This window comes from Lysobacter koreensis (assembly GCF_042677045.1).
Taxonomy (GTDB): domain Bacteria; phylum Pseudomonadota; class Gammaproteobacteria; order Xanthomonadales; family Xanthomonadaceae; genus Lysobacter_K; species Lysobacter_K koreensis.
This window is the reverse complement of sequence record NZ_JBHTIH010000002.1, coordinates 671,791-686,415: the sequence shown is the minus strand read 5'-3', so window position 1 is coordinate 686,415 and position 14,625 is coordinate 671,791. Positions and strand designations below refer to the sequence as shown.

14 protein-coding genes are annotated in these 14,625 nt (G+C 68.2%); 3 read left to right on the top strand and 11 right to left on the bottom strand.

Annotation, left to right across the window (positions count from 1 at the left end; genetic code table 11):
- Positions 1 to 236: 236 nt before the first annotated feature.
- The 4 genes from ACFQZQ_RS03565 to ACFQZQ_RS03550 all read right to left on the bottom strand — a co-directional run bounded on the left by ACFQZQ_RS03565 (position 237) and on the right by ACFQZQ_RS03550 (position 4,930).
- Entirely contained in the window at positions 237 to 1,046 is an 810-nt protein-coding gene (locus ACFQZQ_RS03565; RefSeq protein ID WP_386811292.1) for a ferredoxin--NADP reductase, read from the bottom strand.
- Positions 1,047 to 1,299: 253 nt separating this feature from the next.
- Positions 1,300 to 1,968, bottom strand: coding sequence for a M23 family metallopeptidase (locus tag ACFQZQ_RS03560; RefSeq protein ID WP_386811291.1), 669 nt, complete (start codon positions 1,966 to 1,968; stop codon positions 1,300 to 1,302).
- 178 nt (positions 1,969 to 2,146) lie between these two features.
- Positions 2,147 to 3,175 (bottom strand): magnesium transporter CorA family protein, encoded by a 1,029-nt coding sequence (locus ACFQZQ_RS03555; RefSeq protein ID WP_386811290.1) that lies wholly within the window; start codon positions 3,173 to 3,175, stop codon positions 2,147 to 2,149.
- 75 nt (positions 3,176 to 3,250) lie between these two features.
- A complete protein-coding gene (locus ACFQZQ_RS03550; protein WP_386811289.1) occupies positions 3,251 to 4,930 on the bottom strand; it encodes an ABC1 kinase family protein in 1,680 nt (559 codons plus the stop codon).
- A gap of 78 nt (positions 4,931 to 5,008) precedes the next feature.
- On the opposite strand from ACFQZQ_RS03550, the gene ACFQZQ_RS03545 reads away from it, so the two are divergent.
- On the top strand, positions 5,009 to 5,563 hold the full coding sequence (locus tag ACFQZQ_RS03545; RefSeq protein WP_386811288.1) for a DUF488 domain-containing protein: 555 nt from the start codon (positions 5,009 to 5,011) through the stop codon (positions 5,561 to 5,563).
- A gap of 193 nt (positions 5,564 to 5,756) precedes the next feature.
- Here ACFQZQ_RS03545 and ACFQZQ_RS03540 read toward each other — a convergent pair whose 3' ends face one another.
- The 3 genes from ACFQZQ_RS03540 to ACFQZQ_RS03530 all read right to left on the bottom strand — a co-directional run bounded on the left by ACFQZQ_RS03540 (position 5,757) and on the right by ACFQZQ_RS03530 (position 6,703).
- On the bottom strand, positions 5,757 to 5,882 hold the full coding sequence (locus ACFQZQ_RS03540; RefSeq protein WP_386811287.1) for a hypothetical protein: 126 nt from the start codon (positions 5,880 to 5,882) through the stop codon (positions 5,757 to 5,759).
- Between the two features lie 216 nt (positions 5,883 to 6,098).
- Positions 6,099 to 6,305 carry a twin transmembrane helix small protein gene (locus ACFQZQ_RS03535; RefSeq protein ID WP_386811286.1) on the bottom strand — a complete coding sequence of 69 codons (207 nt, stop codon included), beginning with the start codon at positions 6,303 to 6,305 and terminating at the stop codon, positions 6,099 to 6,101.
- A gap of 71 nt (positions 6,306 to 6,376) precedes the next feature.
- Positions 6,377 to 6,703 carry a hypothetical protein gene (locus ACFQZQ_RS03530; RefSeq protein WP_386811285.1) on the bottom strand — a complete coding sequence of 109 codons (327 nt, stop codon included), beginning with the start codon at positions 6,701 to 6,703 and terminating at the stop codon, positions 6,377 to 6,379.
- Between the two features lie 217 nt (positions 6,704 to 6,920).
- On the opposite strand from ACFQZQ_RS03530, the gene ACFQZQ_RS03525 reads away from it, so the two are divergent.
- The gene (locus tag ACFQZQ_RS03525; RefSeq protein WP_386811284.1) at positions 6,921 to 8,339 is read left to right on the top strand and encodes an aminotransferase-like domain-containing protein; all 1,419 of its coding nucleotides are present in this window, start codon (positions 6,921 to 6,923) and stop codon (positions 8,337 to 8,339) included.
- A 261-nt stretch (positions 8,340 to 8,600) separates the two neighbouring features.
- On the top strand, positions 8,601 to 10,130 hold the full coding sequence (locus ACFQZQ_RS03520; RefSeq protein WP_386811650.1) for a fumarate hydratase: 1,530 nt from the start codon (positions 8,601 to 8,603) through the stop codon (positions 10,128 to 10,130).
- 176 nt (positions 10,131 to 10,306) lie between these two features.
- Here the strand turns inward: ACFQZQ_RS03520 and ACFQZQ_RS03515 are convergent, their stop codons facing one another.
- The 4 genes from ACFQZQ_RS03515 to ACFQZQ_RS03500 all read right to left on the bottom strand — a co-directional run bounded on the left by ACFQZQ_RS03515 (position 10,307) and on the right by ACFQZQ_RS03500 (position 14,426).
- Entirely contained in the window at positions 10,307 to 11,263 is a 957-nt protein-coding gene (locus ACFQZQ_RS03515; RefSeq protein WP_386811283.1) for a patatin-like phospholipase family protein, read from the bottom strand.
- An 89-nt stretch (positions 11,264 to 11,352) separates the two neighbouring features.
- Positions 11,353 to 12,510, bottom strand: coding sequence for a phospholipase A (locus tag ACFQZQ_RS03510; RefSeq protein WP_386811282.1), 1,158 nt, complete (start codon positions 12,508 to 12,510; stop codon positions 11,353 to 11,355).
- A gap of 20 nt (positions 12,511 to 12,530) precedes the next feature.
- Positions 12,531 to 13,796: a phospholipase D-like domain-containing protein gene (locus tag ACFQZQ_RS03505; protein WP_386811649.1), complete on the bottom strand. Its 1,266-nt coding sequence runs from the start codon at positions 13,794 to 13,796 to the stop codon at positions 12,531 to 12,533.
- A gap of 129 nt (positions 13,797 to 13,925) precedes the next feature.
- Positions 13,926 to 14,426, bottom strand: coding sequence for a DUF456 domain-containing protein (locus tag ACFQZQ_RS03500; protein ID WP_386811281.1), 501 nt, complete (start codon positions 14,424 to 14,426; stop codon positions 13,926 to 13,928).
- Positions 14,427 to 14,625: the final 199 nt, after the last annotated feature.

Below are 14,625 nucleotides of genomic sequence, written 5' to 3'. Positions count from 1 at the left end.
AAGGCCGTCAAACGGGCGTCGGAGCCGCTGCCGCCGAGGTGCGGCCGGGCCGGGAAGGTTCGTTCCGGGCTCAGAGCAGACGGAGCAGGAGCGAATCTCCCCCAACCCCTCTTTTCCAAAGAGGGGAGCAATCCCGGGGCCGGCATCCCCCGTTGAAAACCGGGGCACGGGCGTTCCCCCCTTTGAAAAAGGGGGGAGCAGGGGGGATTTGCTTTTGCTCTATGAGGCGGGAGCTTCTACTTCTCGACGAACGCACGCTCGTACACGTACTGCCCTGGCACGCCGATGCGCGGGGCGGCGCTGAAACCGCGGCCGTCGAGCAGGGCGCGGAAGTCGGCGAGCATCTGCGGGCTGCCGCAGATCATCGCGCGGTCGTGCGCGGCGTCGAGCGGCTCGAGGCCCAGCTGCGCCATCATCTGCCCGGTCGCCATCAGGTCGGTCATGCGGCCGCGGTGGTCGTGGCCGCGGTGCGCGAACGGCTCGCGGGTCACGGTCGGGTAGTAGTGCAGTTGCGCGGCGACGGTTTCGCCCAGGAACTCGTGGCGCGGCAGTTCGTGCTCGAGGTAGTCGCGATACGCCAGGTCGGCCGCATGGCGCACCCCGTGGCAGACGACCACGCGCTCGAAGCGCTCGTAGGTCGCCGGGTCCTTGATGATCGACAGCCACGGTGCGAAGCCGGTGCCGGTACCGAGCAGATAGAGATTGCGTCCCGGGTGCAGGTCGTGGATCAGCAGCGTGCCGGTCGGCTTGCGGCCGATCAGCACGCGGTCGCCGGGGCGGATGTCGCGCAGGCGCGAGGTCAGCGGGCCATCGGGCACCTTGATGCTGAAGAACTCGAGCTGCTCCTCCCAGTTCGCGCTGGCGATCGAGTACGCGCGCAGCAGCGGCTGGCGCGTGCCGTCGGCCTGCTCGACCTCCAGCCCGATCATCACGAACTGGCCGTTCTCGAAGCGGAAGCCGTCATCGCGGGTGGTGGTGAAGCTGAAGTAGTCGTCCGTCCAGTGACGGACGTCCAGCACGGTTTCGGTGCCGAAGGCAGAGGACATGCGCTCAGGGGTGCGGCGTGGGGGCGCGTATTTTAGCCGACGGCCCGGCCGGGTCGTGGATGCGCGGTTTGCGCTCGGCATGTCCGCGGTGGGCAATCCAGCGAAAGGCGGAAGTGTTGTCGCTCTCTTCGTTCGTCTTTCCCCGAAGGCGGTTTTTTTTGCTCGTCATTCCCGCCTTCGCAGGAATGACGAGCGGTGGTTCTCGGAAATGCGGGCGAGAACACCGCTTCCGTCGACACCGCCCATCGCTCGCTCACCGCAACAGCGGATACGGATTGATCGGCGTGCCCTTCCACCACTGCTTCTCCGGTCCCAGCAGGAACACGGCGAAGTGCAGGTGCGGGGAGGCCGGGTCGGCGTTGCCGGTGCTGCCGACGTAGCCGATCAGCTGGCCGCGCTTGAGCACCTGGCCTTCGGCGATGCCGGGTGCGTAGCGGTCCAGGTGGGCGTAGTAGTAGGCGTAGGTCGAGGTCGGGTCGAACTGGTACGCGGTCAGCCCGCCGGGGACGCTGGTGAACAGCTTGACCAGGGGGCCGTCCGCGGTGGCGAGCACCGGCGTGCCGGTCGGCGCCATGATGTCGAGCGCCTCATGGATGCGGGTGCCGCCGCGCAGGTCGTTGAAGGTGTCGGACAGCTGCGCCGCCTTGATGCCTTGGACCGGCAGCAGCAGGCCGGTGGGCGTTGAGGTCGGTTGCGTCGTGGCCGGCAACGCCGACGGTGCCGAAGGTGTTGGCGGTAGCGCCTGCGCGTGCGGCATGGCCGCAGGTGGCACGACCGTGGCGACCGTGGGCGTCGGCCGCGTGTCCGCGCTCGTGACCCCCGGCGGTGTGGAGACCGGCACCGCGCCGCGCCGCGACATCCAGAAATACACCGCGTTCGCGCCGACCAGCAGCCCGATCAGCACCAGCAGCACGGACTTCATGCGCGGCCACCCGTGCTCGGTTTGACGGTCGAATTGGCTATCGAGTGGGTCATCGCCGGTCTCATTCCTGCAGCACCGTGGTGGGATTGGATGCGCGCGATGTTGCAAAAGCACTCCGCGCCGCGGCGTGAAGGCGCGCGCCGTCCGTTCATCGACGATTTGTCAGAAACCCGCGGCGTTACAACCAGCGGCGCCAGCGCGCCAGCACTACCGCCACCACCACGACCGCCGCCATGCCGCCCAGCGTCCACCAGAATCCGGCCTCGCCGGCATCGAAGAACGCCGCGTCGAAGTTCATGCCCAGCACCCCGGCCAACACCGCCAGGATGCCGATCAGCACGGTCGCGAAGGTGAGCACGCGCATCGCAGCGTTGGTGCGCAGCGCGGTCTGGCTGCTGAACAGCTCGAAGCTGCCGACCATCAGCTCGCGGGTGTTCTCGACCCGGTCCATCGCGCGTTCGTAGTGGGTGTCGAGGCGGCGGAAATGCGCATCGACCTCGCCCGAACTGCGCGGGCGGAAATCGGGCCGCGCCAGGCCGGCGAACAACACCCGGTGCGGCGCCAACATCCGCCGCAGGCGCGAGGCGCCCCGGCGCAGCTCGCGCAGGTCCTCCAGGCACTCGCGCGGCTTGTGCGACAGGATCTCGACTTCCAGCCGCTCGACCGCGGCCTCGAAATCCGACACCGCCTCGAAGTAGGTCGACAGCTGCCAGTCGAGCAGCGAGGCGGTGAAGCTCTCCGCACCCAGCGCGCCCAACTCGCTGTCGCCACGCTCGCGTTCGCGCAGTTGCTCGATGAACGCGATTGGCCGGTGGTGCACGCTGAGCACGAAGTTGGGGCCGGCGGCGATGCCCAGCACCGTGCCGGTGAACCTGAGCGCGCCCTGGTGCTCCACCGCGACCGCCTGCAGCACGAAGCACTCGCCGTGGTTCTCCAGTCGCGGCGTGCTGTCCAGCCGCTGCAGCGCGGCGATCGCCGCGGCCGGCAGCCCAAGCTTGCGAGCGATTTCGTCCAGCAGGGCGGCGTCGTTGCAGGCCACGTCGATCCACAGCAACTGCTGGTCCTGCAGCCCGCTGGCATCGAGCGAATCCAACCCCAGGTCGCGATCGGCGCCATCGGCGTCGTACAGGATCACGTGGATGCAGTCTTCGGGTGCCGAGGCGCTGGCCTCGCCTCGGTCGTCGGTGCCTTCTTGGGTTCGGTTCATTGCAGGCAGCTCGTTCCGGTTGTGCGGCGGGTTCGGGGCGCGGTGGTCGCGGCTGGGTCACTGCCGCGTTCGCCTTTACCGCGGCGCGATTTCCTCGCGCGGCTTGGCCCGGCGGTCGCGCAGCATCGCGCTCACGACGATGGTCAGCCCCAGCCCGGTCGCGATCAGGAACATCACGATCGCCAGGGCCGGGTAGCCGAACAGGCGCGCGCCGGCCTCGACCCGCATCAGCAACGCCGACGCCATGATCAGCGCGGCGACGATCACCCCGGTGCTGATGCGGTTGGCGATCTTCTGCAGGTTCTCCATCAGCCGCGATTCCTCGATGCCGGTGATGCGCACCTGCAGCTTGTTGTCGGCCAGCAACGACAGCAGGTCGGCGAGCTTGCGCGGTGCCTCGCGTGCCAGCCCCTGCAGCTCGATGATCTCGCCGGCCAGGCCGGCCGGCGACAACGCCTTCTTCAGGCGCGCGCGCATTACGTGCTCGAGGTGATCCTCGACCACGCGCTTGACGTCCAGTTCCGGGTCCAGCGCCTTGCACACGCTCTCCAGGTTGAGCAGGGTCTTGCCCAGCAGGCTCAGTTCCGGCGGCGTGCGCAGGCCGCAAGCGGTGCCCAGCCGGGTGAGGTCGAGCACCAGCCGGCCTTCCGACAGCGACTGCGAGCCGGCGTGCGCGGCGTAGCGCGACACCAGCTGGCCGACCTCGCGCACGTAGCGTTCCTCGTCGTAGTCCTCCAGCCGCGTGCTGATCGCGATCGCCTCGTTGGCGACCTCCTCGCCGCGGCCATCGACCGCGGCGAACAGCAGCTTGAGCAGGCGGTCGCGGCGCTTGGGCGGCACGTGCGCGATCATCCCCAGGTCGAACACCGCCAGCCGGCCGTCGTGGGTGACCAGCAGGTTGCCCGGGTGCGGATCGGCGTGGATCTCGCCGTGCACGAACGTCTGGTCCAGGTAGCCGCGCATCAGCGCCGTGGCCAGGTGGCCCAGCGGTTGCTCGGTGCGGCGCAGCCCGCCCAGGTCGGTGACCTTGGTGCCGGCGACCAGGTCCATGGTCAGCACCCGGGTGCGCGTGAGGTCCCACACCGGCGCCGGCACCAGCAGCTCGGGGTACTCGTCGAAATGGTTGGCAAAGCGCTCGAGGTTTTCCGCCTCGACCCGGTAGTCGAGTTCGGCCAGCAGCGTCTTGCGGAATTCGTGTACCCAGTCGCCGAAGCGCATGCGCCGGCCAATGTCGGTGGCGCCGTCGACCTTGCCCGCGATCGAGGCCAGCGCGTCGAGGTCGGCGCGGATGTTCTCGACCGCCTCGGGCCGCTGCACCTTGACCGCCACCGCGCGGCCACCGCGCAGGGTCGCGCGGTAGACCTGCGCCAGCGAGGCGCAGCCCAGCGGGGTTTCGTCAAAGCTCTCGAACGCCTTGCCCAGGCGCACGCCGAGTTCGTCCTCGATCACCGCGCGCATCTGTGCGAACTCGACCGGCGCCACGTCGTCCTGCATCCGTTCCAGTGCAATCAGGTATTCGGGCGGCACCATGTCGGCGCGTGTCGACAACGCCTGGCCGATCTTGATGAAGGTCGGGCCGAGCGCCTCCAGGTCGGCGACGAACTCTTCGGGCTTGCCGTCGCTGGCGGGCGCGTCGATGGTCGCCACGGTCGCGGCGTCCAGGTCCAGTCCGCTGAACACCCCGGCATTGCGGTACTTGAACAGGAAACTGAGGATGCGGCCGGTGCGGGCCAGGCGCGTATCGGGGACGGTCATGTCGTTCTCCAGGGTGGCCACCAGCGTAGCGAGCGCGGCGTCAACGCCACTTCACCGGCGCGCAGGCACCATCCGCGCATGGACAGTCGGCCGCCGCGCCTGTGGACGATCGGGCATTCCACCCGCGAGTGGCCGGTGTTCGTCGCGATGCTGCACGAGGCGCGGGTCGAGGTGCTGGTCGACGTGCGCCGGTTCGCCGGCTCGCGCCGCAACCCGCAGTTTTCCAGCGAGACGATGGCGCGCGCGCTGCCCGGCGCCGGCATCGCCTACCTGCCGGTGCCGGAACTCGGCGGCCGGCGCACGCCCCGCCCGGACTCGCCCAACACCGCGTGGCGCAACGCCGGCTTCCGCGGCTACGCCGACTACATGCAGACCGGCGCGTGGCAAGCCGCGCGCGACCGGGTCGCCGAGCTGGCGCGGCGGCAACGGGTCGCGCTGATGTGCGCCGAGGCGATGTGGTGGCAATGCCACCGCAGCCTGATTGCCGACGACTTCAAGGCGCGCGGCTGGGAGGTGCTGCACCTGCTGGCGCCGGGACACTCGCAGGAACACCCGTACACCGCGGCGGCGCGGATCGTCGACGGGCGGCTGGACTATGCCGCGCCGGAGCCGCCGCAGGCGTCGTTGTTCTGAGGGGGCTTTCGGTCAAGCCACAGCAAATCCCCCTCAATCCCCCTTTTTCAAAGGGGGAAGCCCAAGGGCGTGGGGATTGCCTGCTTTGCTGTTCTCCCTCCTTTGAAAAAGGAGGGTTGGGGAGGATTTGCTCTGGCTTGGATCTTCGTCGCGAGGTTCGGGGAAGCAGAATCCTCAGCCCATAGTGAGTAACTCAGCGATACCCCGCCGCCTGCAACTCGAACAACTCCGCGTAGCGCCCGCCCTGCGTGACCAGTTCGGCATGGGTGCCGCTGGCCTCCAGCCGGCCTTCGGCCAGCACCAGGATGCGATCGGCCATGCGCACTCGACGCCGACGACCTGGCGCTGTATCCGGTGTACGTCGCGCTGGCGGACGGCACGCTGTCCGAGGCCGAGTTCGGGGCGTGGCTGCGCCGGCACCTGCGGCTGGCGCAGGGCGGAGTGCACGAGCCGCGGGCCGGATACGGCGGCTGAGGACGACGGCCGCCCCGCAATGGCGGCCGCCGTCCGCTACCCATCGACAGCCTCGACCGAATCAGGCACCCACCCCGTGCGGGTCGACCACGCCCGTTGCCATGCCGATCACCACCAGCGCGATCAACGCGACCGACAGCGCGATGCGTCGGGTCAACGCGTTGACGGTGCGCTTGCTCGTGCCCTGGTCGACCAGCATGTAGTACAGCCCGGCGCCGAGGTTGTAGAGGATCAGGCCGAGGAAGGCGAGGATGAAAAGCGTCTTCATGCAGTGCTCCGGAGTGGACGGCCGCTAGTCGCGCGTCGCCCGGGTGGGTGGAGGAGATGCGTAGGCGTGGGTCAGCGCGATGCGTTCGGGCGCGGCGCCTTGAACAGCCGGAAGCGCGCGATCAGCGCGATCGTCATCACCAGCAGGAACAGGCCGTAGGAGATCGACGAGGCCAGCACCTGCTTCCAGATCGCGCCGGCGTGGGGGTCGGCATTGAGCATGCTCCAGTGCATGCCCCACGCCGCCAGTGCGCTGGCGATCGCGAGGGCCACGGCGTCGTAAGCCCGGCGCGCCGTCGTCCGCGGCTGCCGGGGGTAGATCCAGTACAGCGCCGCGAGGATTCCGAACCATGGCAGGAACAGGATCAGGGCGAGGTTGAATTCAACTTGGGGGTTCATGGGCGTCGGCTGGTGGCTGGGGATCGCGGGCCTTGCCGTCGGGTCGGCCCGGCGCTCGACGGCATGCCGCCAGCGTTGCCCGACATCCTAGGCCGGGCAGCACAGATGCGGAATAATCAGATATGCGCGAAAAAACCGGATCAGATGCTTCGTTCAGCGGGATTGCCCAGGCGCGTTCCGGCACCTCAGGCGCGGCCCGCCGACGGACCACGCCGCCGTGAAGCGCTACGAAGTGCTCGCCGACGAGATCGCGCAGTCGATCCGCGAAGGGTTGCTGCGCACGGGCGATCGCCTGCCATCGGTGCGCCAGGCCAGCACGCACCGGCGGGTGAGCCCGTCGACCGTGTTCCAGGCCTATTACCTGCTCGAAGCGCGCGGGCTGGTGCGTTCGCGCGAGCGCTCCGGCTACTACGTGGCCGCGCAGGCGGCCCCATTGCCGCCGGAACCGGAAACGGCATCGCAGCCCAGTGGCGAGTCGACCCGGGTCGACGTCAGCGAGTTGGTCTTCGAAGTGCTCCAGTCGGCGATGGCGCGCGACATGGTGCCGCTGGGGTCGGCGTTCCCGAGCCCGCTGCTGTTCCCGTTGCCACGGCTGGCGCGGGCGATGGCGTCGAGCGTGCAGAAGCTCGATCCGTGGGCCAGCGTCGACGACCTTACGCCCGGCAACGCGCGCCTGCGCCGGCAGATCGCGTTGCGTTACCTGCTCGATGGCGTGCACGTGCCGGCCGACGAGATCGTGGTGACCAACGGCGCGATGGAAGCGCTGAACCTGTGCCTGCTCGCGGTCACCCGCCCCGGCGATGCGGTGCTGGTCGAGTCGCCGTGTTTCTACGCCGTGTTGCAGGCGCTGGAGCGCAACCACCTCAAGGCCATCGAGGTACCGACGCACCCGCGCGAGGGCATCGACCTGCCAGCGTTGGCCCAGGCCATCGAGCGCCACGCGCCGAAAGCCTGCTGGTTGATGACCAATTTCCAGAACCCGCTCGGCAGTTCCATGGACGACGACAAGAAGCGGGCCCTGGTCGAACTGCTCGGCCGGCACGAGATCCCGCTGATCGAGGACGACGTCTACGGCGAGCTGTATTTCGGCAACACGCGCCCGGGGTCCGCCAAGCGCTTCGACAGCAAAGGCTTGGTGCTGCACTGCGCGTCGTTTTCGAAATGCCTGGCGCCGGGCTACCGCGTGGGCTGGGCGGCGCCGGGCCGCTACGCACGCGAGGTCGCGCGGCACAAGCTGACCACCACCCTGACCACCTCGGCGCCGGCGCAGGAAGCCCTGGCGACCTACCTGGAACGCGGTGGCTACGAGCGCCACCTGCGCCGCCTGCGGCAGGCGCTGGCAACCCAGCAGGCAGGCTTCCTCGAGGCGATGGCCCGGCATTTTCCCGCTGGCTGCCGGATCACGCGCCCGGGGGGCGGCTACTTCGTCTGGGTCGAGCTGCCCGCGCAGGTCGATGCCTTGGCGCTGCACCGGCAGGCGCTGGCCCGCGGCATCAGCGTCGCCCCGGGACCGATCTTTTCCGCCCATCGCGGCTTCCGCAACTGCCTGCGGCTCAACTACGGCCATGCCCAGGACGAGCGCACGGAGCAGGCGCTCGCCACGCTGAGCCAGTTGATCGCGCAGGCGGCGGCGTAGGGCGGGCCCCGGCCCGCCACTCCCGAACCCCTTCTGTTCGTGTCAGGCATTGCGCGCCCACCGCCCCACGGAAACCACGCCGGCGGTTGCAACGCGGCAAGCCGGGGCCCGCCTTGCGCCCAACGGAAGTCCCCTTGGGGGACGCCCGACGGAAGTCCCCTTGGGGGACAATGGCCGCCCGTTCGCTACCCATCGGCAGCCGTGACCGCCAGCCCGCCCGCATCCGCCAGCCCCGCCCGGGATTCGATCAAGCCCACATCGATCAAGTCCGCTTCGATCAAGCAGGAAGATTTCATCCAGTCCGTCGCCGACGCGCTGCAGTACATCTCGTACTACCACCCGGTCGACTACATCAAGAGCCTCGCCGCCGCCTACGAGCGCGAGGAATCGCCGGCGGCGCGTGACGCCATCGCCCAGATCCTGATCAACTCGCGCATGTGTGCCGAGGGTCACCGGCCGATCTGCCAGGACACCGGCATCGTCACCGTGTTCCTTGAGATCGGCATGGACGTGCGCTGGGACGACGCCACCATGGGCGTGGAAGAGATGGTCCACGAAGGCGTGCGCCGCGCCTACCGCCATCCGGACAACAAGCTGCGCGCGAGCGTGCTGGCTGATCCGGCGGGCAAGCGCATCAACACCAAGGACAACACGCCCGGCGTGGTCAACATGAAGGTGGTGCCGGGCAACACCGTCGACGTGATCGTCGCGGCCAAGGGCGGCGGCTCGGAGGCCAAGTCGAAGTTCGCGATGCTAAATCCGTCCGACTCGATCGTCGACTGGGTGCTCAAGACCGTGCCGACGATGGGCGCGGGCTGGTGCCCGCCGGGCATGCTCGGCATCGGCATCGGCGGCACCGCCGAGAAGGCGATGCTGCTGGCCAAAGAAGCTTTGATGGAACCGATCGACATCACCGAGCTGCAGGCACGCGGCGCGAGCAATCGCGCCGAGGAGCTGCGGCTGGAGCTGTACGAGAAGGTCAACGCGCTCGGCATCGGCGCGCAGGGCCTGGGCGGACTGACCACGGTGCTCGACATCAAGGTCAAGGATTACCCGACGCATGCCGCCAACCTGCCGGTGGCGCTGATCCCGAATTGCGCGGCCACCCGCCACGCGCATTTCACCCTCGACGGCAGCGGCCCGGTGATGCTCGATCCGCCGTCGCTGGCCGACTGGCCGGAGTTGACCTACGACAGTGCCAAGGGGCGGCGTGTCGACCTCGACACCGTTACGCCCGAAGAGGTGGCCAGCTGGAAACCCGGCGAGGTGCTGCTGCTCAACGGCAAGCTGCTGACCGGCCGCGATGCGGCGCACAAGCGCATGGTCGAGATGTTGAACAAGGGCGAGCCGTTGCCGGTCGATTTCCGCGGCCGCTTCATCTATTACGTCGGCCCGGTCGACCCGGTGCGCGACGAGGTCGTCGGTCCGGCCGGCCCGACCACCGCCACCCGCATGGACAAGTTCACCGAGCAGGTACTCAGCGAAACCGGCTTGCTGGGCATGGTCGGCAAGGCCGAGCGTGGCCCGCTCGCGATCGAGGCGATCAAGAAGCACCGTTCCGTGTACCTGATGGCGGTCGGCGGTGCGGCCTATCTGGTGTCGAAGGCGATCAAGGCCTCGCGCGTGGTCGGTTTCGCCGACCTGGGCATGGAGGCGATCTACGAATTCACGGTGCAGGACATGCCGGTGACGGTGGCCGTCGACAGCGCAGGCGAGTCGGTGCACCAGACCGGGCCGAAGGAATGGCAGGCGCGGATTGGCAAGATCCCGGTGGTGGTGGAAACCCATTGAGTCGCCCTGAGCCCCTCTCCCATTGGGAGAGGGGTTGGGGTGAGGGTTCGGCGCGAGCGCGTTGCAACAACCTCATCCCGAACCCTCACACCCCAAGGGTGCTTGCTTCGTGGCGTCCGGCACTTCGTGCCACCTTCTCCCGGAGGGAGAAGGGATCGGCCGCGCGGCGCACCCGATCACAGCATCGCCGCCAAGCGGTCGAGCTGCTTGATCGTCGCCGCCTTCGATAAATAGTCCTTGGCCATGATCTCCAGCGCCGCGATGTTGGTGGCGCTGGTGTCGTCGAGGTCGTCCAGGCCGATGACGAGTTCGGTCTGCAGGCGGAAATAGCCGTCGCCGACCAGGTGCTGGGCGATGTAGTCGACCGAGTCGGTGTTGCCGTCGAACAGCACGTCGATGATCGGGATCGCCCATTCCAGCGCGCCCCATTCGCGCGCCGATTTCAGGTCGATCGGGCGGTTGCGCTCGCCGCTGCCGACCGAGAGCACCACCAGGTCCTGGGCGCTGTCGACGCGCGCGTCCTTGCGCAGCGCCTCGGCGATCGCGCACGCGGTCGGGTTGTTGGCGACCACGCCGCCGTCGATCAGCGCGCACTTGTGGCCTTCGACGGTCATGCCGTGCGCCGGGAAGTAGGTCGGTGCCGCGGCCGAAGCGCGGCAGACCTCCCACACCAGCAGGTCCTTGTGCTCGGGCTTGAAGCTCTTGAACACCACCGGCTTGCGCAACACGGTGTCGTAGCTGGTGACCAGGGTCGGGATCTTGAGCTGGCCCAGGGTGGTCGCGCCGAACACCTTCTTCAGCACCTTCTCCAGGCCCTTGCCGTCGTACTTCGGCGCCGACGGCCCTTGGGTCATGAAGCGTCCCAGCCGTGACCAGAGTCGGCCGGCGATCCCCGGGAAGATCTCGTGGCGCTGCGCCTTGTACAGCTCGCCCAGCGCCTCCGGGCTTAGCCCGACGCCCAGCCCGCAGGCGATCAACGCGCCGGTCGAGCTGCCCGCCACCAGGTCGAAGCTCTTCAATAAGCCGGGCTTGCCGGCCTTGAGCAGCGCGCGGTCCACGCCGGCCAGCCACAGGCAGCTGACCAGGCCGCGGATGCCGCCGCCATCGAGGGAAAGAACCCGTCGTGCCTTCATGCCGCGTCTCCTTGCGTCGAGGACTGCAGGCTAGCTTGCTCCGATCTCAGGCGCTGCGTCGCGGCCGGCGGTCACATTCGCTTGGGCGCTCAGTACCACTCCAGCAGCGAGATCCCGAGCCCGACGTAGGTGGCGCGGTGGTCGTAGTCGATCAGGCTCTCGCCGTAGCCGTCGAACACCTGCACGTGGCCACGCAGGGTGTTGTGGATCGGGAACCCCCAGTCGAACTGCACCGCGCCGCGCGAGCGCTCGCCGCCGCGCAGCGAGTGCCGCGCCAGCAGCGCGAACTCGTGGCCGCCGCGGCGGTGTACCAGCGTCATGTCGCCGCGCCCGACGTAGTCCTCGATGTCGGGGTTCTCGTCCTCGTTGCCGTCGGAGATCCGGTACCACGGCCGCAGCATCAGCGACCAGTCCTCGCGGTCCAGGCCGATGTTGGCGATCACCCGGTTCCAGCTGCGCGACGCCGGGTCGGCGCGGCCGTTGGACTGGTGGTTGATGCCGACGCCGAGCATGCGGCCGTTCCAGCCGCCGAGGCGGTAGTTGTTGCGGAACACCAGCAGCACTTCCGGCTCGTAGTTTGTCTCGCGGAACGGGCGCGACTGGTCGCCGTTGTAGACCTGCCAGCGCGAGCTCTGGGTGTAGCCCATCCAGATGTCGCCGTTGTCGCCGAACAGGTTCTCGACCGCCTTGGTCTTGAAGCTGAGCTGGAACTTGGCCTCGACGTCGCTCAGCGATTGCGCGACGGGCGGCACGGCGGGGTTGGAAGAGGCGGGCTGCTCGTTGGGGTCGCTGCTCCAGAACGCGGGCAGCAGGTACACCGGCTTGTAGGCGCGGAAGTTGAACACCCCCAGCTTGGAGTCCTTGGCCAGCTCCCAGCGGCTGTCGAGCAGCGAACCCTTGCCGGCGTTGGCAATGCGGGCGTCGAACACGTCGGGCCCGTCCTCGGACCGGAACAGATCGCCGACCTTGCGCTGCACGCGCTCGCGCGGCGGCAAGGCCTCGAGTTCGAGCTGCTCGTACCCGGCAATGACTTCCTTGGTCGCCTTCGCCTCGCGTGCGGCGCTGTCGGCTGCCTTCGGGTCGCTCGCCTTGCGGCCCAGCGCGGTGTCGTAGCACGCCAGCCGGTCGGCATCGACGGTGATCGCCACGCAGGCTTCGGTAGTGGCGGCGTCGGGGCCGGCTTGCTGTGCGAACGCGGCGGCCGGCAGCAGCCAGGCCGCCGCGCACCACGACAGGGGAAGGGACATCGCGTGCTGTACCGGGCGCGTCACAGTTGCGACTTGATCGGAATCAGCACCTTTTCCGCGAACTTTTCCTTCAACGGCCGCTTCTGCCACATTTCATGGGTGTAGCGCTTGGTCGGTTTCAGGTCCTGCTCGAAGATCTGCGTCATGCGCGTGGCGAAATCCCGGTCGTAGATGTTCAGGCTGGCCTCGTCGTTGAGGCGGAACGAGCGGATGTCGAAGTTGGTCGAGCCCACCGACACCATCTCGCCGTCCACGATCAGCAGCTTGTTGTGCAGCATCGTGGGTTTGTACTCGTAGATTTCCACCCCCCCCAGCAGCAATTCGCCCCATTCGCGCTTGGAGGCGATGCGTACGGTTGCCGAATCGATGTGCTCGCCCGGGACCACGATGCGGATCCGCACCCCACGCTGGCGCGCCGCCAGCAAGGCCTTGGTGATCAGCGTGTCCGGGACGAAGTACGACGCCTCCAGGTCGATGCTGTGCTCGGCCGCGGCGATGCACATCAGGTACATCAGGTGCATGCTCTCGCTACCGCCGGCGGGCGAGCTGATGAACAGGTGCGCGTCGGTCGTGCCGGCCGGCTGCAGTGGCGGGAAATAATCGGCGCCGTTGAGCACCTCGCCCGTGGTCTTGATCCAGTTGTCGTTGAAGGCGGCCTGTATCTGCGCGACCACCGGGCCCTCGATGCGGAAATGCATGTCGCGCCAATGGTCGGGATCCTGCGCCTGGCCCGACCACTGGTCGGCGATGCCGACGCCGCCGGTGAAGCCGATGCGGCCGTCGATCACCAGCAGCTTGCGGTGGGTGCGGTTGTTGAGACGCCCCAGGTTGTACCAGTGCAGCGGGCGGTAGCGGTGCACCACCACGCCGGCAGTCTCCATCTGCTCGAGCAGCGCGTTCTCCATCTTGATGCTGCCGGCCCAGTCGAGCATCACGTTGACCTTGACCCCGGCGCGCGCGCGCTCGGACAGGGCGTCGGCCATCTTCTGGCCGACCTCGCCGGACCAGTAGATGTAGGTCTCGAAGGTGATGGTCTTCTGCGCCGATGCCACCGCCGCCAGCATCGCGGGGAAGATCTCGTGGCCGTTCTGCAGGTCGGTGACCTTGTTGCCGGCCACGATGCCCGGGCCGAGCATCACCCCGAGCTCGCGCCGGAACTGCGGGTCGGCGACGCTATAGCGGTGTTCGATCTTGCGCTCGAGCTTCTTCTCCGGCGTGGCGAAGTTCATGGCCAGCACCACGGCCAGCACGGACACCAGCGCGGTGATGACTATCGTCCAGATCATGCGTTTCTTGCTCCAGCGTGTCATGGGGATCCCCTGTTCAGGCCAGCACTGTCGCTGCAGCGATACGAATGCCGTGTGAAGCCGCCGCGACCCAATTGGCTGCCAACCGGGCTGCCCACCGAAACCCGCTCAGAGAAACCACGCAAACGCGAACAGCCCCAGCATCGCGAACGCCAATCCCACCTTGAGCACCGTGCCCAGCACGATGCCCAGCCACGTCCCCAGCCCGACCTTGGTCGCCTGGCCCAGGTTGCCGACGCCCTTGTCGCGGCCATGGATCAGTTCGCCGGCCAACGCGCCGACGAAGGGGCCGGCGAACAACCCCAGCGGCCCGAAGAACAGCCCGCCGAAAGTGCCAATCAACGCGCCGACCAGCGCCAGCTTGCTGGCACCCACGCGCTTGGCGCCGAGCGTGGTGGCGAGGAAGTCGATCGCCAGCGACAGCGCGGTCAGCACTCCCAGCAACACCAGCATCCCCACGCCGACCTTCTGGAAGTCCCCGGCCCAACCGGCCAGCAGCATTCCGGCGAACACCAGCGGCAATCCGGGCAGGGCCGGCAGCACCGTTCCGGCCACCCCCACCACCACCAGCACGGCGGCCAGCAGGTAATAAATCGTCTGCGAATCCATGCTTCAAACCCTCGTCCGGACCGGCTGTCCGCTGCGTTGCATTCTCACTTATTGCACGCTACGGTGCGGTCGCTGTGTTTGCCCAAGGTCACCGTGAATCGTGGCCCGGTGCGTGGCCCGAGCGATCCTTCGATCGGTTCCCTCCATCGCATCGTTGCACCCGCTTCCTCCTTGCAACCCAGCACGCGGCGCTGCCGCG